The 19,136-nt window shown below is 53.0% G+C and carries 12 protein-coding genes, 2 tRNA genes and 3 rRNA genes; 3 read left to right on the top strand and 14 right to left on the bottom strand.

Annotated elements, in window-relative coordinates:
• Nucleotides 1-573 precede the first annotated feature (573 nt).
• The 7 genes from rrf to pepN all read right to left on the bottom strand — a co-directional run bounded on the left by rrf (nt 574) and on the right by pepN (nt 10,151).
• Nucleotides 574-686: ribosomal RNA gene (gene rrf, locus IEV29_RS13900) — 5S ribosomal RNA — on the bottom strand.
• A 131-nt stretch (nt 687-817) separates the two neighbouring features.
• Nucleotides 818-3,695: ribosomal RNA gene (locus IEV29_RS13895) — 23S ribosomal RNA — on the bottom strand.
• Between the two features lie 288 nt (nt 3,696-3,983).
• Nucleotides 3,984-4,059: transfer RNA gene (locus IEV29_RS13890), tRNA-Ala, on the bottom strand.
• Between the two features lie 22 nt (nt 4,060-4,081).
• Nucleotides 4,082-4,158 (bottom strand) — tRNA-Ile (locus IEV29_RS13885).
• Nucleotides 4,159-4,286: 128 nt separating this feature from the next.
• A 16S ribosomal RNA gene (locus IEV29_RS13880) occupies nt 4,287-5,823 on the bottom strand.
• Together the 16S, 23S and 5S rRNA genes with 2 tRNA genes alongside form the textbook arrangement of a ribosomal RNA operon.
• 632 nt (nt 5,824-6,455) lie before the next feature.
• Nucleotides 6,456-7,460, bottom strand: coding sequence for a class 1 fructose-bisphosphatase (locus IEV29_RS13875; RefSeq protein WP_188381930.1), 1,005 nt, complete (start codon nt 7,458-7,460; stop codon nt 6,456-6,458).
• A gap of 36 nt (nt 7,461-7,496) precedes the next feature.
• Nucleotides 7,497-10,151 carry an aminopeptidase N gene (pepN, locus tag IEV29_RS13870; RefSeq protein ID WP_188381929.1) on the bottom strand — a complete coding sequence of 885 codons (2,655 nt, stop codon included), beginning with the start codon at nt 10,149-10,151 and terminating at the stop codon, nt 7,497-7,499.
• Between the two features lie 244 nt (nt 10,152-10,395).
• On the opposite strand from pepN, the gene IEV29_RS13865 reads away from it, so the two are divergent.
• On the top strand, nt 10,396-11,025 hold the full coding sequence (locus IEV29_RS13865; RefSeq protein WP_188381928.1) for a DUF4136 domain-containing protein: 630 nt from the start codon (nt 10,396-10,398) through the stop codon (nt 11,023-11,025).
• 99 nt (nt 11,026-11,124) lie between these two features.
• Here IEV29_RS13865 and IEV29_RS13860 read toward each other — a convergent pair whose 3' ends face one another.
• The 6 genes from IEV29_RS13860 to IEV29_RS13835 all read right to left on the bottom strand — a co-directional run bounded on the left by IEV29_RS13860 (nt 11,125) and on the right by IEV29_RS13835 (nt 15,449).
• Nucleotides 11,125-11,283, bottom strand: coding sequence for a hypothetical protein (locus IEV29_RS13860; RefSeq protein WP_188381927.1), 159 nt, complete (start codon nt 11,281-11,283; stop codon nt 11,125-11,127).
• Between the two features lie 7 nt (nt 11,284-11,290).
• Entirely contained in the window at nt 11,291-12,265 is a 975-nt protein-coding gene (locus tag IEV29_RS13855; RefSeq protein WP_188381926.1) for a quinone oxidoreductase family protein, read from the bottom strand.
• A 78-nt stretch (nt 12,266-12,343) separates the two neighbouring features.
• A complete protein-coding gene (locus IEV29_RS13850; protein ID WP_188381925.1) occupies nt 12,344-13,123 on the bottom strand; it encodes an SDR family oxidoreductase in 780 nt (259 codons plus the stop codon).
• Complete coding sequence (locus IEV29_RS13845; RefSeq protein ID WP_188381924.1) at nt 13,124-14,050, bottom strand: DMT family transporter; 927 nt, start codon at nt 14,048-14,050, stop codon at nt 13,124-13,126.
• Nucleotides 14,051-14,108: 58 nt separating this feature from the next.
• Nucleotides 14,109-14,750, bottom strand: coding sequence for a GTP cyclohydrolase II (ribA, locus tag IEV29_RS13840; RefSeq protein ID WP_188381923.1), 642 nt, complete (start codon nt 14,748-14,750; stop codon nt 14,109-14,111).
• A gap of 84 nt (nt 14,751-14,834) precedes the next feature.
• Nucleotides 14,835-15,449 carry an FMN-dependent NADH-azoreductase gene (locus IEV29_RS13835; RefSeq protein WP_188381922.1) on the bottom strand — a complete coding sequence of 205 codons (615 nt, stop codon included), beginning with the start codon at nt 15,447-15,449 and terminating at the stop codon, nt 14,835-14,837.
• A 143-nt stretch (nt 15,450-15,592) separates the two neighbouring features.
• Between IEV29_RS13835 and IEV29_RS13830 the strand changes: the two genes are divergently transcribed.
• The gene (locus IEV29_RS13830) at nt 15,593-16,546 is read left to right on the top strand and encodes a LysR family transcriptional regulator (RefSeq protein WP_188381921.1); all 954 of its coding nucleotides are present in this window, start codon (nt 15,593-15,595) and stop codon (nt 16,544-16,546) included.
• A 46-nt stretch (nt 16,547-16,592) separates the two neighbouring features.
• Here IEV29_RS13830 and IEV29_RS13825 read toward each other — a convergent pair whose 3' ends face one another.
• The gene (locus tag IEV29_RS13825; protein ID WP_188381920.1) at nt 16,593-18,110 is read right to left on the bottom strand and encodes a helicase HerA-like C-terminal domain-containing protein; all 1,518 of its coding nucleotides are present in this window, start codon (nt 18,108-18,110) and stop codon (nt 16,593-16,595) included.
• A gap of 222 nt (nt 18,111-18,332) precedes the next feature.
• On the opposite strand from IEV29_RS13825, the gene IEV29_RS13820 reads away from it, so the two are divergent.
• Nucleotides 18,333-19,058: a YebC/PmpR family DNA-binding transcriptional regulator gene (locus tag IEV29_RS13820; RefSeq protein WP_188381919.1), complete on the top strand. Its 726-nt coding sequence runs from the start codon at nt 18,333-18,335 to the stop codon at nt 19,056-19,058.
• Nucleotides 19,059-19,136 lie beyond the last annotated feature (78 nt).

The following is a 19,136-nucleotide window of genomic DNA, read 5'->3' as shown; positions in this document are numbered from 1 at the left end:
CTATTCTCAGTGGTTTAGAGTTCGCTGCTACCGTGCTTTCTCGAAGAGTAGGCATTCTAAAGAAGGCTTGCTCATTAACTATCCCATATTCATGGTAAATATTTCCTTAGAGCACAAAAAAAAGCCGCTAAATCTAGCGGCTTTTCTATGGAATTTTTATTTCTTGTATTTTCAGATTCGCAGATGCTTACGAATCAGTTGCTCTACCGACTGAGCTACATCAGCGAAGCCGCATATTTTAGCAGCAAAATTAATTTTTGTAATGCATAGGAAAGGGACTTGTACGCAAATCGCGTTGATCTGCCGTGATTTCAATATCCTTCTGGTGCCTTGCTTTATCGAATCGCCACTAAACTAACACTCAACATCATCGTCTCTTACTTAGTCGCCAGAAGTGAATAATACAAACGTTCACTGCATCAATTCCTGGACGCTACCTACGACGCTGTGGCCCTTCCAATCCCAACAAGACACCAGACTAGAAGCTTAAAAGTCTAGAAGCCGCAAAGCAAAATCCAAATCCAAAGCAAAAACCCCCGACCAGATCACTGGACGGGGGTTTTCTAGATAAAAGCCTGACGATGACCTACTTTCACACTGGTTGCAGCACTATCATCGGCGCAAAGTCGTTTCACGGTCCTGTTCGGGATGGGAAGGGGTGGTACCAACTCGCTATGGTCATCAGGCATAACTTGTAAAGTTGCCTGCTAAGACACTGATCTGTCTTGAGCAAACAACCCAATCTGGAAGAAGTAAATTTTGGTAGTGACTGCCATCAATTGGCACACACATTCAGAACTATAACTGTCAATGTTATAGGGACAAGCCTTACGGGCAATTAGTATCAGTTAGCTTAATGCATTACTGCACTTCCACACCTGACCTATCAACGTCCTGGTCTCGAACGACCCTTCAAGGAGCTCAAGGCTCCGGGAAATCTCATCTTAAGGCAAGTTTCCCGCTTAGATGCTTTCAGCGGTTATCTCTTCCGAACTTAGCTACCCGGCAATGCCACTGGCGTGACAACCGGTACACCAGAGGTTCGTCCACTCCGGTCCTCTCGTACTAGGAGCAGCCCCCTTCAAATTTCCAACGCCCACGGCAGATAGGGACCAAACTGTCTCACGACGTTTTAAACCCAGCTCACGTACCACTTTAAATGGCGAACAGCCATACCCTTGGGACCGGCTACAGCCCCAGGATGTGATGAGCCGACATCGAGGTGCCAAACTCCCCCGTCGATATGAACTCTTGGGAGGAATCAGCCTGTTATCCCCAGAGTACCTTTTATCCGTTGAGCGATGGCCCTTCCATACAGAACCACCGGATCACTATGTCCTACTTTCGTACCTGCTCGACTTGTCAGTCTCGCAGTTAAGCACGCTTATGCCATTGCACTATTAGCACGATGTCCGACCGTACCTAGCGTACCTTCGAACTCCTCCGTTACACTTTGGGAGGAGACCGCCCCAGTCAAACTGCCTACCATGCACTGTCCCCGATCCGGATAACGGACCAAGGTTAGAACCTCAAACAAACCAGGGTGGTATTTCAAGGATGGCTCCACGAGAACTGGCGTCCCCGCTTCAAAGCCTCCCACCTATCCTACACAGATTGGTTCAAAGTCCAATGCAAAGCTACAGTAAAGGTTCATGGGGTCTTTCCGTCTAGCCGCGGGTAGATTGCATCATCACAAACACTTCAACTTCGCTGAGTCTCGGGAGGAGACAGTGTGGCCATCGTTACTCCATTCGTGCAGGTCGGAACTTACCCGACAAGGAATTTCGCTACCTTAGGACCGTTATAGTTACGGCCGCCGTTTACTGGGACTTCAATCAAGAGCTTGCACCCCATCATTTAATCTTCCAGCACCGGGCAGGAGTCACACCCTATACGTCCACTTTCGTGTTTGCAGAGTGCTGTGTTTTTATTAAACAGTCGCAGCCACCAATTTTTTGCAACCTCTTCGTCCTTCTAGCGCAGGCTAGTCAAACTACAAAGGCGTACCTTATCCCGAAGTTACGGTACCAATTTGCCGAGTTCCTTCTCCCGAGTTCTCTCAAGCGCCTTAGAATACTCATCTCGCCCACCTGTGTCGGTTTGCGGTACGGTCTCGTTAGACTGAAGCTTAGAGGCTTTTCTTGGAACCACTTCCGATTGCTTCGCGGCACAAGGCCACTCGTCGCACACCCTTGAATTACGCTGCCGGATTTGCCTAACAGCCTTCTTCGATGCACAAACCGGGACATCCAACACCCGGACAACCTTCCGCGATCCGTCCCCCCATCGCATCTAACGACGGTGCAGGAATATTAACCTGCTTCCCATCAGCTACGCATCTCTGCCTCGCCTTAGGGGCCGACTCACCCTGCTCCGATGAACGTTGAACAGGAAACCTTGGGCTTACGGCGTGGGGGCTTTTCACCCCCATTATCGCTACTCATGTCAGCATTCGCACTTCTGATACCTCCAGCATCCTTTACAAGACACCTTCGCAGGCTTACAGAACGCTCTCCTACCATATGTACAAAGTACATATCCGCAGCTTCGGTGACTGGCTTAGCCCCGTTACATCTTCCGCGCAGGACGACTCGATCAGTGAGCTATTACGCTTTCTTTAAAGGATGGCTGCTTCTAAGCCAACCTCCTGACTGTTTTAGCCTTCCCACTTCGTTTTCCACTTAGCCAATCTTTGGGACCTTAGCTGGCGGTCTGGGTTGTTTCCCTCTTGACGCCGGACGTTAGCACCCGACGTCTGTCTCCCAAGCTCGCACTCATCGGTATTCGGAGTTTGCAATGGTTTGGTAAGTCGCGATGACCCCCTAGCCATAACAGTGCTCTACCCCCGATGGTGATACTTGAGGCACTACCTAAATAGTTTTCGGAGAGAACCAGCTATTTCCAGATTTGTTTAGCCTTTCACCCCTACCCACAGCTCATCCCCTAATTTTTCAACATTAGTGGGTTCGGTCCTCCAGTGCGTGTTACCGCACCTTCAACCTGGCCATGAGTAGATCATCTGGTTTCGGGTCTACACCCAGCGACTGAACGCCCTATTCGGACTCGATTTCTCTACGGCTTCCCTATGCGGTTAACCTTGCCACTGAATGTAAGTCGCTGACCCATTATACAAAAGGTACGCAGTCACCCCACAAGGAGGCTCCTACTGTTTGTATGCACACGGTTTCAGGTTCTATTTCACTCCCCTCCCGGGGTTCTTTTCGCCTTTCCCTCACGGTACTGGTTCACTATCGGTCGATTACGAGTATTTAACCTTGGAGGATGGTCCCCCCATGTTCAGACAGGATTTCACGTGTCCCGCCCTACTTGTCGCAAGCTTAGTTCCACAATACTGATTTCATGTAAGGGGCTATCACCCTCTATGGCTGCACTTTCCAGAGCATTCCACTATCAATACTGCTAAATCTTGCAGGCTGTTCCCATTTCGCTCGCCACTACTTTGGGAATCTCGGTTGATTTCTTTTCCTGCAGCTACTTAGATGTTTCAGTTCGCCGCGTTCGCTTCACACACCTATGTATTCAGTGAGTGATGACCTAAAAGGCCGGGTTTCCCCATTCGGAAATCTGCGGATCAAAGCTTGTTTGCTAGCTCCCCGCAGCTTATCGCAAGCTACTACGTCCTTCGTCGCCTGTAATCGCCAAGGCATCCACCATGTGCACTTATTCACTTGTCCCTATAACGTTGACCTCTGTTGCCAGAGACGTCATAGAGATATTCTGAGTTAAGCGTTTGCCGTATTGCCAAAGTAAGTCTTCTAATTGCTAAGATCACTTCGATAATACATTTGATTGATACAATCACTACCCATCAGCGTCTCTCAACAATGCTTTCACATCATTGGTCGACACCAATAAATAATCTTTACTTCTTCCAAATTGTTAAAGAACAAAAACAGCCAATGATCGTTAAACGATCAAACCTAAATCCAATCAATGACTTGATCGACTTAGGTTTGACGTCTTGGTGGAGGTTGACGGGATCGAACCGACGACCCCCTGCTTGCAAAGCAGGTGCTCTCCCAGCTGAGCTAAACCCCCAAATCCGGTACAACATAATTCTTGGTGGGTCTGGTTGGGCTCGAACCAACGACCCCCGCGTTATCAACACGGTGCTCTAACCAACTGAGCTACAGACCCGTTCGGATCAGTACCAACCAGCATTGCACAGACTTCACTGCTTTGCCTGCACACTGCCGACATTCACTGTTCTTCTTTTGCTTAACAGCTCGATAAGTGTGGACGCTTAACTTTCATGCTGACTCTAGAAAGGAGGTGATCCAGCCGCACCTTCCGATACGGCTACCTTGTTACGACTTCACCCCAGTCACGAATCCCACCGTGGTGAGCGCCCTCCTTGCGGTTAGGCTACCCACTTCTGGTGAAACCCGCTCCCATGGTGTGACGGGCGGTGTGTACAAGACCCGGGAACGTATTCACCGCGACATGCTGATCCGCGATTACTAGCGATTCCAACTTCATGTAGTCGAGTTGCAGACTACAATCCGGACTACGATACACTTTCTGGGATTAGCTCCCCCTCGCGGGTTGGCGGCCCTCTGTATGTACCATTGTATGACGTGTGAAGCCCTACCCATAAGGGCCATGAGGACTTGACGTCATCCCCACCTTCCTCCGGTTTGTCACCGGCAGTCTCATTAGAGTGCTCAACTAAATGTAGCAACTAATGACAAGGGTTGCGCTCGTTGCGGGACTTAACCCAACATCTCACGACACGAGCTGACGACAGCCATGCAGCACCTGTGCGCAGGTTCTCTTTCGAGCACTCCCAAATCTCTTCAGGATTCCTGCCATGTCAAGGGTAGGTAAGGTTTTTCGCGTTGCATCGAATTAATCCACATCATCCACCGCTTGTGCGGGTCCCCGTCAATTCCTTTGAGTTTTAATCTTGCGACCGTACTCCCCAGGCGGTCTACTTCACGCGTTAGCTGCGTTACCAAGTCAATTAAGACCCGACAACTAGTAGACATCGTTTAGGGCGTGGACTACCAGGGTATCTAATCCTGTTTGCTCCCCACGCTTTCGTGCATGAGCGTCAGTGTTATCCCAGGGGGCTGCCTTCGCCATCGGTATTCCTCCACATCTCTACGCATTTCACTGCTACACGTGGAATTCTACCCCCCTCTGACACACTCTAGCCGTGCAGTCACAAATGCAATTCCCAGGTTAAGCCCGGGGATTTCACATCTGTCTTGCACAACCGCCTGCGCACGCTTTACGCCCAGTAATTCCGATTAACGCTCGCACCCTACGTATTACCGCGGCTGCTGGCACGTAGTTAGCCGGTGCTTATTCTTCAGGTACCGTCATTAGCAAAGGATATTAGCCTCTACCGTTTCTTCCCTGACAAAAGAGCTTTACAACCCGAAGGCCTTCTTCACTCACGCGGCATTGCTGGATCAGGGTTTCCCCCATTGTCCAAAATTCCCCACTGCTGCCTCCCGTAGGAGTCTGGACCGTGTCTCAGTTCCAGTGTGGCTGGTCGTCCTCTCAGACCAGCTACTGATCGTAGCCTTGGTGAGCCTTTACCTCACCAACTAGCTAATCAGATATCGGCCGCTCCAATAGCGCGAGGTCTTGCGATCCCCCGCTTTCATCCGTAGATCGTATGCGGTATTAATCCGGCTTTCGCCGGGCTATCCCCCACTACTGGGCACGTTCCGATATATTACTCACCCGTTCGCCACTCGCCACCAGGAGCAAGCTCCCGTGCTGCCGTTCGACTTGCATGTGTAAGGCATGCCGCCAGCGTTCAATCTGAGCCAGGATCAAACTCTTCAGTTCAATCTCTGTTTTATGTCGTTTCCGACATGGTCCATTTCTGAACCGGTCACTCACTCAAAATACTGACAGATAATTTCTTACCTATATTTTTTGTGAGCATTTAATATTTAAAGTTCTAACAGCTTGCGCTGCCGCACTTCCATTAAACGCCCACACTTATCGGCTGTTAATTTTTAAAGAACCTTGTCTGCTTCGCTTCAGCTTTCGCCGTTTGCGTCGCTGCGAATCGTTTTGTTCGTCAGCAGCAGAGAAACGAGATTATGTAGGAAGTTTCTGTCGTCGTCAACATCTTTTTTAAAAGATTTCGTTTTAAATTCGATTCAAAACGACGCTGACCTTACCACCAAAACCTCAACCACTTCTCCCCACAAAACCAGCCTCTTCCCTCTCAGAAATCACTTCGTTTTGCAGCCCGTCTTGCAACGGGAGGCGAACTATAGCAAACCTTTTCTGAACTTGGCAACACCCTCTCAACAAAATATACAAAATATTTTTAGGCACATCAAAAACAGGAACGTGCACCGCCAACCATGCACACACCATCCACACAGCTGTCCATTCAAATCAACACACCACATAGCTAAAAACAAAGAGCCCACTTACGCGGGCTCTTTGTTTTACTGCTTCTTATTCTATTTCGACTGGTGATACTCCGTGACACGTTCGACTTCATTCTTGGAGCCAAGGAACACCGCGACACGTTGATGCAGCTTAGTAGGCTGAATATCGAGAATACGTTGCTTGCCATCTGTCGCTGCGCCGCCGGCTTGCTCCACCAGGAACGCCATCGGATTGGCTTCGTACATCAAACGCAATTTGCCTGGCTTGTCCGGATCGCGCTGGTCTGCCGGATACATAAAGATGCCGCCACGCGTCAAAATACGATGCACATCAGCGACCATGGATGCAATCCAGCGCATATTGAAGTCTTTGCCACGCGTCCCCGTACTGCCTTCTTGCAGCTCACTAATATAGCGCTTGACCGGCGGAAACCAGTGGCGCGCATTGGATGCGTTGATTGCATATTCCTTGGTATCAGCCGGAATCTGCATATTCTTTTGCGTCATCACCCACGCACCCATTTCACGATCCAGCGTGAAGCTCTGCACACCATTCCCCGTCGTCAGCACCAACACGGTCTGCGGTCCGTAGACGGCATAGCCAGCCATGACCTGCTTGCTGCCGGGCTGCAGGAAATCTGCTTCGGTCGGATGCTTCATCCCCGCTGGCGCCTTCAGTACCGAAAAGATCGTGCCGATTGACACATTGACGTCGATATTGCTGGAGCCATCCAGCGGATCGAACAACAACAGATACTCGCCCATTGGATAACGATTCGGGATCGGATGAATTTCTTCCATTTCTTCCGATGCCATCGCTGCCAAATGGCCGCCCCATTCGTTGGCTTCCAGCAGAATTTCGTTGGAAATGATGTCGAGCTTCTTTTGTACTTCGCCCTGGACGTTTTCACTTTCCGCGCTACCCAGCACTTCGCCCAGCGCACCTTTACCGACGGCATGGCTGATGGTCTTGCAGGCACGACCAACCACTTCTGTCAGCAAGCGCAGTTCTTCCGGGATGTTGTTGTGCTGGCGCTGCTCTTCGATCAAATACTGCGTAAGGCTGATCCGTTTCATGACGTCCTTTATCTTTTTCAATACTGCTTTTACGTTTTACTCGGCCGCCAGCGATTTGCCGACAACCTCTTTGGTATCTTTTGACAGCTTGGCCGTCTGCGCCACGCGCTTCAACGCAGCCTGCATTTTCGACTGCAAGGAAGGCGCGTATTTACGCCAGCGATCCAGACTACGGGCCAGACGCGCCGCAACCTGAGGGTTGATCGCATCCAGCGCAATGACTTGCTCAGCCCAGAATGCATAACCACTGCCGTCCGATGCATGGAACTGTGACGGATTGCCATTACAGAAGCTGAAAATCAGGCTGCGCGCACGATTCGGATTTTTCAGCGAAAACGCCGGATGCTGCATCAATTTGCGCACTGCGGCGACATCCGTCGTCCGTGCCATTGCCTGCAAGCTGAACCATTTATCGACAACCAGCGGCTCGGCCTCAAAATCCTGATAAAACTGTGCCAACGCCGCTTCCTTGCCTGGTGCCGTGCTGTTGGCCAACGCTCCCAGTGCAGCGACACGATCGGTCATATTGTCGGCACCGTCGCATTGGGTCTGTGCCATCACGTGCGCAGCTGCATCATCCAGTTCCGAAATGTACGAAAGAGCCAGATTCTTCAAAGCGCGTTTGCCCGCCGACGCGGCATCCGGACTGTAATCACCCGGTGTCTGATTCGCCTTGTAGGCCTCGATAAAATCAGCACGCAATGCCTGTGCCAGCGATTGGCGCAAGAAACGGCGCGCCTGATGAATCGCTTGTGGATTAATCACATCCATCTGTTCAGCGATGACCGTCTCGGATGGCAAATTCAATGCAATTTCGCGGAAAGCAGGGTCCAATGCGGCATCGTTCAGGGTCAGACGAAGACTTTCGCTCAGGGCCGGGTCTGTAGTCAGTACGGCACCGGACTGTTGCGCAGTAGCAGTCAAGGCAAGCAAGCGGCGCGCGGCAAGACGCTGCCCTGCTTCCCAACGATTGAAAGCGTCGCTGTCATGCGCCATCAGAAAAGCGAGATCGGCATCACTGTAGTCGTACTCGAGATTGACTGGCGCAGAAAAGTCCCGCAGCAATGATGGCACCGGCTCCTCGGAGACGTCTTCGAAGACGAAAGTTTGCTGTTCTTCCATCAACTCCAGCACGACTGTCGATTGCACTTGCGGAAAACCACGCAGATGCAACTGCATATCGTTGCCGTTACTATCGAGCAGGCCGACCGCCACCGGAATATGGAACGGCAGTTTGTTCTTTTGTCCCGGCGTTGCAGGACACGATTGCTTGAGCGTAATCGCATAGGTCTTGTGCACGGCATCGTAAACAGTCGTTGCCACAACCCGCGGCGTGCCTGCCTGACTATACCAACGCTCAAACTGTGTCAGGTCACGGCCATTTGCATCGCTCATGGCGGCGCGGAAATCATCACATTCCACGGCCTGCCCATCATGGCGCTCAAAATACAAATCCATGCCTTTGCGAAAACCATCGCGACCAAGCAGCGTCTGGTACATGCGCACGACTTCCGCGCCTTTTTCGTAAATCGTGACGGTATAGAAATTACTGATCTCAACGAAGGAATCAGGACGCACAGGATGTGCCATCGGCCCCGCGTCCTCCGGGAATTGCGCCTGACGCAGCACACGCACATCGTCAATACGCTTGACGGCACGACCGCTGTCGGTACCAATCATGTCAGCGGAAAATTCCTGATCACGAAATACCGTCAGACCTTCTTTTAATGACAACTGAAACCAATCGCGGCACGTCACGCGATTGCCAGTCCAGTTATGGAAATACTCGTGACCCACCACGGCCTCGATATTGCCGTAGTCCACATCGGTCGCAATGCGCGGGTTGGCCAGCACAAACTTGGTATTGAAGATGTTCAATCCCTTGTTTTCCATTGCGCCCATATTGAAGTCGCCAACAGCAACAATCATGAAGCGATCAAGATCCAGCTCCAGGCCAAAACGCTCTTCATCCCAACGGATGCTGTTGATCAGCGAATCCATGGCATGCTGGGTCTTGTCCAGATTGCCTTCTTCAACCCATACCTGCAACAAAGCCTCACGGCCAGACTTCAACTTGATCGTTTCTTCCTGGCAGACCAGTTGCCCCGCTACCAGGGCAAACAAATACGAAGGCTTTTTGAACGGGTCTTCCCATAAGGCATAGTGGCGACCATCGCCAAGATCGCCCTGCTCGATCAAATTACCGTTGGATAACAGAACCGGATATTTCTTCTTGTCGCCACGCAGCATGACCTTGTAGGTCGCCATCACATCCGGACGATCCGGGAAATAAGTGATCTTGCGGAAGCCTTCTGCCTCGCATTGCGTAAAGAAATTACCGTTGGACACATATAAACCCATCAGGGATGTATTCCGATCGGGTTGCAGCAGCGTTTCTATATCCAGCGTGATTTGTTCGGCGGTGGTTGGAATGCGCAGGACGCCATCCTTCAACTGATATGCCTTGGTGCCCAAAACCTTGCCGTTGAGGCGAATCTGTACCAGTTGCAGCTCTTCACCGTACAGCGTCAGCACTTTGTCATTGCTGGTCTGATTGCGCTCCAAGGTCATGCGGGTCGCTACACGCGTCGCAGATGGTTCGAGGTCGAATCCCATTTCGACAGTGCGGACCCAGTAACTTGGTGGCGTGTAATCTTTGCGGTAAATGGTCGGCGGCGTATCTGTGCGCATAGGAATAGATTGGAAGACTTGCAAAATGCCATTTTACCAATCATGGCAACAGATTTGGTAACAGCCTGAACTCGGCAAAAATGGCGTAACCAGCACCAGACTGGATGACGACGGTATGACCACAAAGCAGGCTTTCGGTTCTAAGCCACATCGACAGAAGGGTCTATTGCTTGCGAGTTACAAAATGTAACGGCTCTTTTTATGAATACGTCTATGCTGTCAGCATGGATCAAGGAGAAAAATAATGCGTCGCACTGTTTTAATCATCGTTGCCTTGTCGAGCGTATTGCTAAGTGGCTGCGCCTCGTTCATCCGCAGTGATGTCATCGCTTTCCATGACTGGCCGGCAGAAATGCAAAACAAGGTCTATGTCTTCGATCGCCAGCCCGGACAGGAAAACAATCTCGAACATCAGAATTATGAGAATCTGGTTCGGGCCGAACTGACCCGCCTGGGCTTTGTCGAGGCGCAGAATCCACGCGCCGCCATTCTGAAGGTCGCACTCAACTACAAGATCGACTCACGCGATGTCCGGGTGGTGGAACCGGTCGCCGATCCTTACTGGCCGTACTACGGTGCTTATTACGGTCCGCGCTGGCGTGGCGGTTATTACGGCCCCTACTACGATCCGTTCTGGTATGGTCCTCCCCGCGTAACCTATCGCGAAGCACAATACGAAGTCTTCAAACGCGAGTTGAATGTGCAAATTACGCAGGTACGCGACGGTAAAAAACTATATGACGTCAGCGTCGACAGCGATGGCGGTAACGGTTCGCTCGCCTTTGCCATGCCCTATATGGTTAAAAGCGCATTTGAAGATTTCCCTGGACGTAGCGGTATTCCGCGACGGGTAAAGCTTGAAATCAAGGAATAGCACGAGTTGTGCAATAAAAAAGCGGCGACTACCAGTCGCCGCTTTTTTATTGCATCCGCTCTTTATTGCCCCTCACGTTATTACCTTGGCGCTCATGCTTCACGTGTAGTAAGCCAGCGATCCAAACGTCAGCGCAACCACGATCAGGACGCTCCCCGCCAGTACCAGCAGCAAACGGCCGAATTTGGGATTGCCGTCTGAACCGGATGGCTGCTCTTCCGGATGCTGCATGGGATTTTTGTCGTCATCATCCGTCATCATCACCTCACGGAATCAGAATCGACGACCCCGTCGTCAGGCGCGCCTCCAGATCACGATGGGCCTGCGCGGCATTCGACAATTCGTAGCGCTGATGAATATTGATCTTGAGCTTGCCTCCTTCAACCATGCCGAACAACTCTGCCGCCATGATCTCCAGTTCGTCCCGCTTGGCCGTGTAATGGAACAGCGAGGGACGCGTGATGAACAAAGACCCGCGCGAAACGAGTTCCTTCAATTCAAATGCAGGCACCGGACCAGAAGCCGCACCATAGCTGACCATCATGCCTAGCGGCGACAGGCAATCGAGCGAATCGAAGAAAGTTTCCTTCCCGACGGAATCGTAGACTACCGGCACACCTTTGCCTTCCGTGATTTCCTTCACACGCTCGACAAAATTCTCCTTGCGATAGTTGATGGCATGCGCGCAACCGTGCGCCTTGGCCAGTTCTGCTTTCTCGTCCGAACTAACCGTACCGATCATGGTGACACCCAATGCCCGTGCCCACTGACAGGCAATCAGACCGACGCCGCCTGCAGCCGCATGAAACAGAATGGTTTCGCCTCCCTGCAAGCGAAAGGTCCGTCGAAACAGATACTGCACCGTCAAACCCTGCAACATCATCGCAGCAGCCGTATCAAACTCAATCGAAGCCGGCAGTTTGACCAGTACATTGGCGGGCAACACACGGGCGGCAGCATAAGCGCCGGGCGGACCACCCGCATAAGCAACACGCTCACCAACATGGATATGCGTAACGTCAGGGCCAACTGCCTCGACCACACCGGCGCCTTCCATGCCCAGACCTGCGGGTAAGGACTGCGCGTACTGCCCGGTACGGTAATAGACATCGATGTAGTTCAAGCCGCAGGCCATCTGACGGATACGCGCCTCGCCGGGGCCGGGTATCGGTAATTCGACGTCCGTGTACTCCATGACATCCGGGCCGCCGTTTTCACTAATCCTGATTGCTTTTGTCATGCTGTCTCACTCCAAAAGTTGAAGGGCATCGTTTTTGTTATCGATAGGTAGAGCAGAAATCGTTGCAACCGTTCCCGTTCAGTAGGTACCGGGATAAGCACCGCCGTCCAGCAGGATATTCTGTCCTGTCATATAGCCGGCATGTGCACTGCACAAGAATGCACAAACGGCACCAAATTCCTGTCGCGTACCGAAGCGTTGTGCCGGAATCATCACACGGCGGCTTTCACGGATTTCTTCCGCCGAACGATTTCCACTTTGCGCGGCACCCGCAAAAATTGCCGCCAGCCGATCCGTATCAAATGCTCCCGGCAACAGATTATTGATCGTCACATTGTGCTTGACGGTTTTACGTGCGAGACCCGCGACAAAACCCGTCAAGCCAGCCCGCGCGCCGTTGGACAAGCCCAGTGCATCAATCGGCGCCTTGACCGAATTGGACGTGATGTTGACAATGCGCCCGAATTTGCGCGCCATCATGGCATCCACCGTGGCCTTGATCAGTTCGATCGGTGTCAGCATGTTGGCATCCAGTGCGGCAATCCAATCGTCTCGCGACCAGTCCCGAAAATCACCCGGTGGCGGCCCACCCGCATTGGTCACAAGAATATCCGGTTGCGGACAAGCTGCCAGCGCTGCCGCTCTCCCTTCGGCGGCCGTGATGTCAGCGGCAACGGTTGCCACCGACGAGCCAACCTTTGCACGCAACGCACTTGCCGCTTGCTCAAGGACGGCAGGATCGCGCGCCACAATCGTGACATGCACACCTTCGGCAAGCAGCGCTTCCGCGCAACCGAGGCCCAATCCCCGACTCGCACCACAAACCAGGGCCGATTTCCCCTGAATGCCAAGATCCATTTATGCCGCCTTTTTTCTGGAAAGAAGATAAACCCCACATAACACCAGCGCCGTGCCCGCCAATTGAATACCGGTTATCGGCTCATCCAGCAGCATTGCACCAAGGAATAAGGTCGACACCGGACCAATCATGCCAGCCTGCGAAGCGGTGGCTGCGCCAATACGCTGCACCGCAATCATGGTCAGAAAAACCGGTAGCACCGTGCAAAACACGGCATTCACCAACGACAACCAATACACATCCACTGGTTGAATCAACATGGAGGATGGCCGCAACACAAAAAACTGTGCGATGCAGGCAACACTGGAAACACACATCGCGTATGCAACCAGACGCAAGGAGCCAACGCGTTTGACCAGCTCTCCGGATGCCAGCAAATAAACAGCGTACGAAATCGCGCTGATCAACACCGCCATGCCGCCTAGCGCGACATTGTCGCCACCCAAACGGACATCGTGGACGAAAACCAGTACGGTTCCAAGATAAGAAATCGTCAGTGCAGACCACTCGATCATGGTGATCTTTCGCTTCATCAAGAACACGGATAACAACAGGACGAAGGACGGCGTGAGAAACAGGATCAGACGCTCCAGCCCTGCAGAGATGTATTGCAAGCCGAGAAAATCGAGAAAGCTCGACAGGTAATAACCGAGCAAACCCAGCACGATGATTTGGATTTTTTCCCTACCAGTCAGCGGTGTGGATTGGCGTGCCTGCCAGATGGCAATCACGGCAAAGAACGGCAGCGAAAACAACATGCGGAAAGCGATCAGGGTAACCGCATCAACCTGATAGCGATAAATCAGCTTGGCGACGATTGCCTTGGCCGAAAAAAGAATCGCACCGACAACGGCAATCGCCAGCCCGGCCAGCAACAACTTGCGCGCGGCAAGTGCGTCATCGTTGGAATATGAGGCATCGGGCATGCCACGATTGTAGCGACTATGTCAGCAGCGCGCCGACCGTCGCTACGTGCTGATCGTATCAAAACAGATGACCGAGCTTGACAGCCTTGGTCGTCAGATAACGATCATTGAAGGGATTACGCGTGATGATCAACGGCACACGCTCGGCGATTTTCATGCCGATCTGCTCCATCGCCGCGATCTTGCGTGGATTATTGGTCATCAAGCGCAGTGTCGATATCTGCAAATGCTGCAGCATCGGCAAACACAACTTGTAATTGCGTTGATCCGCCTTGAAGCCAAGTGCCTCGTTTGCCTCAACGGTGTCCGCACCGGCATCCTGCAACTGGTACGCGCGGATCTTGTTGACCAGGCCAATCCCCCGCCCTTCCTGACGCAGATAGAACAAGGCACCACGCCCTTCTTCCGCGATCATGCGCAAAGCCGCTTCCAGCTGCGGGCCGCAATCGCAACGCAAGCTGAACAAACCGTCGCCAGTCAGACATTCGGAATGAATGCGCGACAACACTGGTTTGCCGTCGGCGATATCGCCCAGCGTCAAGGCAACATGCTCCTTGCCGGTGGATGGTTCAACAAAGGCATGCAGACGGAACGTCGCCCATGGCGTCGGCAGATGGCACGACACCACGTAATCGAGATCGGAATCAGAAGGGGAATCGGATACAGCAACAGCATCCGCTGCGGTCAGGCTTGTATTCATGAACGATGTACTTCAATCAACGGAAAAAGCAGCAGAAACCGACCACCGGTTTCTGCTTGCATTTTTCCCGAAAGACGAAGGATATCAGGCTGGGAGCAATTCGTTGATTGTCTCGCTGGTTTGCGCCAGTGCTTTTTCCACACCAACCTCACCCATTGCCAGTCCTTCACTATGGACAAAGGTGATATCGGTGAGGCCGATAAAGCCCAGAACCGTACGCAGATACGTGCCCAGGAAGTCCATGCTTTGTGCAGGACCAGAGCTGTAAACACCGCCGGTCGCCGTAAAAATATAGACTTTTTTACCCGTCAGCAGGCCCACTGGGCCCGATTCGCCGTATTTAAAAGTCACACCGGCACGCGCCACATGGTCGATCCATGCTTTCAGACCGGAGGTGATCGAGAAGTTGTACATCGGCGCACCGATCACGATAACGTCCGCATCAAACAACTCCTGTACCAGCGATTCCGACAGTTTGGCGATTTCGGCCTGTTCTGCCGTACGTTGATCGGCTGGCGTGAAGAACGCACCCAGTGTTTGCTCAGTCAGATGTGGCAGCGGCTGCGCTGCGACATCGCGTTCCACAACGATGGTGCCGGGATTGCGCGCCTGCCATTTAGCGACAAATTCACCCGTCACTTTGCGGGAAATGGAATCGGTGCGACGTACGCTGCTGTTGATGAGGAGGATCTTGCTCATAATGTTCTCGCTTTCATTCGGTTGTTGCTCGGGCGTTTGTTGAACACGGTTTTGTTGTTGCCGTGTCGTTGAAAGCATCGTAGAACAGGTTTAATATCAATAAAACCCACTTTATTTAGCTAATTAGCATCGATTAAATCGATATGAGAGATCCCGGCTTACCTACACTGGACCAGTTGCGTGTTTTTGTCGCCGTCATCGACTGCGGCAGCTTTTCGCGCGCCGCAACCGAATTGCATCGCACGCAATCCGTTGTCAGTTACACGATTGCCAATCTGGAAGCCCAGTTGAATGTCGAACTGTTTGATCGCAGCAAACGCAAGCCGACGCTGACCGACGCCGGCAAAGCCTTGCTGGTGGATGCGCGCACCGTCGGCCTGAAAGTCGATGCCATGCGGGCGCGCGCCAAGATGATGTCGCTCGGACTGGAGGCGGAAGTCTCGATTGCCGTCGATGTGATGTTTCCCAATTGCTCGCTGGTCACCGCACTCAAGGCGTTCCAGGAACAATTCCCGACCGTGGCATTGCGTCTGCGGATCGAGGCGCTGGGTGCGGTCAAACACCTGGTCAGCGAGCGGATTTGCCAGATCGGCATTACCGGACCGATGCTGGATTTCCCCGACACCTATCACCACCAGCAACTTGGTCACGTCACGATGATTCCGGTGGCGTCACCCACACATCCACTGGCGCAACTGACCGGCAGCATCCCGACCGAGATTGCACGCGACTACACACAGCTCGTACTGACGGATCGCAGCCAATTGACGGCCGGACAGAATTTCGGCGTGGTTGCCTTGCGTGACTGGCGACTTGGCGATCTGGGTGCCAAGCACATGTTGTTATTGAATGGACTGGGATGGGGCTCGATGCCGGATCACATGATTGCGGATGATCTGGAAAACGGACGACTCGTCCGTTTGAAACTCGCCCATCTGGAAAGCGACAAATATGTGCTGCACATGATCAATCGTAGCGACGATGCGCCAGGGCCGGCTGGCAGATGGCTGATGCAATACTTTATCGATCATGCCGACAGCATTGCAGGCCCGCATCACCGACCGGGCAAGGTGCCCGACGCGGCAAAGCACGAATGACAGAAACCGAATCGCCCGATGCGTTGAAAGGAATCGTCAGCCAGCTTTATTTCTTTTTGAGAATCGAGCCGAGAATGCCGCGCACGATCTCGCGACCAACGGTTGACCCCATCGTGCGGACCGTGGATTTGACCATCGCTTCGACGATGGTATCGCTGCGGCGACCTGCGGTTTTCTTGCCGGTGGTATTTTTACCACCACCCAGGATACTGCCCAGCATGTCCCCAAAGCCGCCGCTCTCCTCCTGCTCGGCGGCCGTGATTTCCCCTGCTTCCTTGGCTTGCGCAGCGGTGCGGCCTTTCAGCTTCTCATAGGCCGATTCGCGATCCACAGCCTTTTCGTACACGCCAGCGACGACCGATTGTGCAATCAGGGCAGCACGCTCTGCATCCGTAATCGGACCGATCTGTGAGGCGGGCGGCAGGACAAATGCGCGCTCGACCACCGCCGGACGCCCCTTCTCATCGAGGAAGGAAACCAGCGCCTCGCCCACACCCAGATCGGTGATCGCCTGCGCGGTATCCAGTGCGGGATTAGGACGGAAGGTTTGCGCTGCGGCCTGCACCGCCTTCTGATCACGCGGCGTGTAGGCACGCAAGGCGTGCTGCACGCGATTGCCGAGCTGTCCAAGCACTGTATCGGGAATATCGAGCGGATTTTGCGTGACGAAATAAACACCCACGCCCTTGGACCGAATCAGACGTACGACCTGTTCGATCTTTTGCAGCAAAACCTTGGGTGCTTCGGCAAACAACAAATGCGCTTCATCGAAGAAGAAAACGAGTTTGGGTTTTTCCAGATCGCCGACTTCCGGCAATTTCTCGAACAATTCAGACAACATCCATAACAGGAAGGTCGAATACAAACGCGGCGCGTGCATGAGCTTGTCCGCCGTCAAAATGTTGACCACGCCCTTGCCGTTGCCGTCGGTCTGCAGCAAATCCTCAATATTGAGCATGGGTTCGCCGAAGAAGCGATCGCCGCCCTGCTCCTCAATACCGATCAGGCCGCGCTGGATCGCACCAATGCTCGCGGCCGAGATATTGCCGTATTCGGTCTTGAAATCGGCAGCATTGTCGCCCACGTGCTGCAACATCGCGCGCAGGTCCTTGCTGTCGAGCAGCAGCAAACCCTGATCGTCTGCAATCTTGAACACCAGTTGCAGCACGCCCTGCTGCGTATCGTTGAGATTGAGCATGCGGGCCAGCAACAGCGGCCCCAGATCGGAGACCGTGGCGCGGACCGGATGCCCTTTTTCACCATACACATCCCAGAATGTCACCGGTGCTCCGGCCCATGTCGGCTCGGCCAGTCCGAGCGACGCGAAGCGTTCCTTGACCTTGCCGGCGCTAACGCCCGGTTTGGCAATCCCGGACAAATCCCCTTTGACGTCGGCCATGAAGACCGGCACGCCAATATCGGACAAGGCTTGCGCCAGTGTCTGCAGCGTCACTGTCTTGCCGGTACCGGTGGCACCGGTAATACAGCCGTGACGATTGGCAAGCGCCGGCAGCAACGCAAGCTCCTGTTCATGGTTTTTGGCAATCAGCAGAGGATTCAACATGGTTTGGTCCGCAAAAGGAAGATGCGCAGTGAGGGATGATCCGGTCAAATCGGAGGGCAGGCGATATGTTAAAATCCGCGCCTCATTATAGCCAAGAGTGGCTTGTAAAAATCGTTGATAGTAAGGCATGCCAGCGCAAAACAGTAGGCGTGCAAGACAAGCTTATGCAACACCGTAGCCAGCGATTTTTAACCACCAAACTCATCGGGAAAGAAATTCGTCATGGCAGGACACAGCAAATGGGCCAATATTCAGCATCGCAAGGGTCGTCAGGATGAAAAGCGAGGCAAGATCTGGACCCGTCTGATCAAGGAAATCACCGTTGCAGCGCGTATGGGCGGTGGCGACCCGGAGGCTAATCCGCGCCTGCGTCTGGCGGTGGACAAGGCTGCTGATGCCAACATGCCGAAGGACAACGTTACCCGTGCCATCCAGCGCGGTACCGGAACGCTCGATGGTGTCGATTACGAAGAGATCCGCTATGAAGGTTATGGCATCGGGGGTGCTGCCATCATCGTCGATTGCATGACCGATAACCGTGTGCGCACCGTGGCCGAAGTTCGTCATGCGTTCTCCAAGTTCGGTGGCAACATGGGCACCGAAGGCTCGGTTGCCTTTTTGTTCCAGCATTGCGGCCAGTTTTTCTTTGCGCCTGGTACAGATGAAGACAAGCTGATGGAAGCAGCATTGGAAGCCGGTGCCGACGACGTCACCACGGACGAAGAAGGCGGGATTGAAGTCCTGTGTCCGCCGCACGATTTTTCCACCGTCAAGAGCGCACTCGAAGCCGCAGGCTTCAAAGCCGAACTGGCAGAAGTCGTGATGAAACCGGCAACCGAAACCGTATTTGAAGGCGATGACGCCATCAAGATGCAAAAACTGCTCGACGCGCTGGAAAATCTGGACGACGTGCAGGAAATTTATACCAACGCTGTCATTCAGAACTGATGAAACAAGGTAGCGAGGAAACATGGTTCGCTACCGCAACCCACCGGCCGCGTCGCATGCCGTTCGCAGCCCGCGACA

The organism is Oxalicibacterium faecigallinarum (assembly GCF_014635705.1).
In the GTDB taxonomy this organism is placed as follows: domain Bacteria; phylum Pseudomonadota; class Gammaproteobacteria; order Burkholderiales; family Burkholderiaceae_D; genus Oxalicibacterium; species Oxalicibacterium faecigallinarum.
Note: the sequence above shows the minus strand (reverse complement) of the source record. Positions and strands in the feature narration are given on the sequence as shown.

Excerpts from the sequence above, each read along its gene's own strand:
- IEV29_RS13855 (WP_188381926.1), bottom strand. The coding sequence starts at position 12,265 with ATGACAAAAGCAATCAGGATTAGTGAAAACGGCGGCCCGGATGTCATG.
- IEV29_RS13825 (WP_188381920.1), bottom strand. The coding sequence starts at position 18,110 with ATGTTGAATCCTCTGCTGATTGCCAAAAACCATGAACAGGAGCTTGCG.
- IEV29_RS13845 (WP_188381924.1), bottom strand. The coding sequence starts at position 14,050 with ATGCCCGATGCCTCATATTCCAACGATGACGCACTTGCCGCGCGCAAG.
- IEV29_RS13820 (WP_188381919.1), top strand. The coding sequence starts at position 18,333 with ATGGCAGGACACAGCAAATGGGCCAATATTCAGCATCGCAAGGGTCGT.
- IEV29_RS13860 (WP_188381927.1), bottom strand. The coding sequence starts at position 11,283 with ATGACGGATGATGACGACAAAAATCCCATGCAGCATCCGGAAGAGCAG.
- IEV29_RS13865 (WP_188381928.1), top strand. The coding sequence starts at position 10,396 with ATGCGTCGCACTGTTTTAATCATCGTTGCCTTGTCGAGCGTATTGCTA.
- IEV29_RS13850 (WP_188381925.1), bottom strand. The coding sequence starts at position 13,123 with ATGGATCTTGGCATTCAGGGGAAATCGGCCCTGGTTTGTGGTGCGAGT.
- IEV29_RS13875 (WP_188381930.1), bottom strand. The coding sequence starts at position 7,460 with ATGAAACGGATCAGCCTTACGCAGTATTTGATCGAAGAGCAGCGCCAG.
- ribA (WP_188381923.1), bottom strand. The coding sequence starts at position 14,750 with ATGAATACAAGCCTGACCGCAGCGGATGCTGTTGCTGTATCCGATTCC.
- IEV29_RS13835 (WP_188381922.1), bottom strand. The coding sequence starts at position 15,449 with ATGAGCAAGATCCTCCTCATCAACAGCAGCGTACGTCGCACCGATTCC.
- IEV29_RS13830 (WP_188381921.1), top strand. The coding sequence starts at position 15,593 with ATGAGAGATCCCGGCTTACCTACACTGGACCAGTTGCGTGTTTTTGTC.
- pepN (WP_188381929.1), bottom strand. The coding sequence starts at position 10,151 with ATGCGCACAGATACGCCGCCGACCATTTACCGCAAAGATTACACGCCA.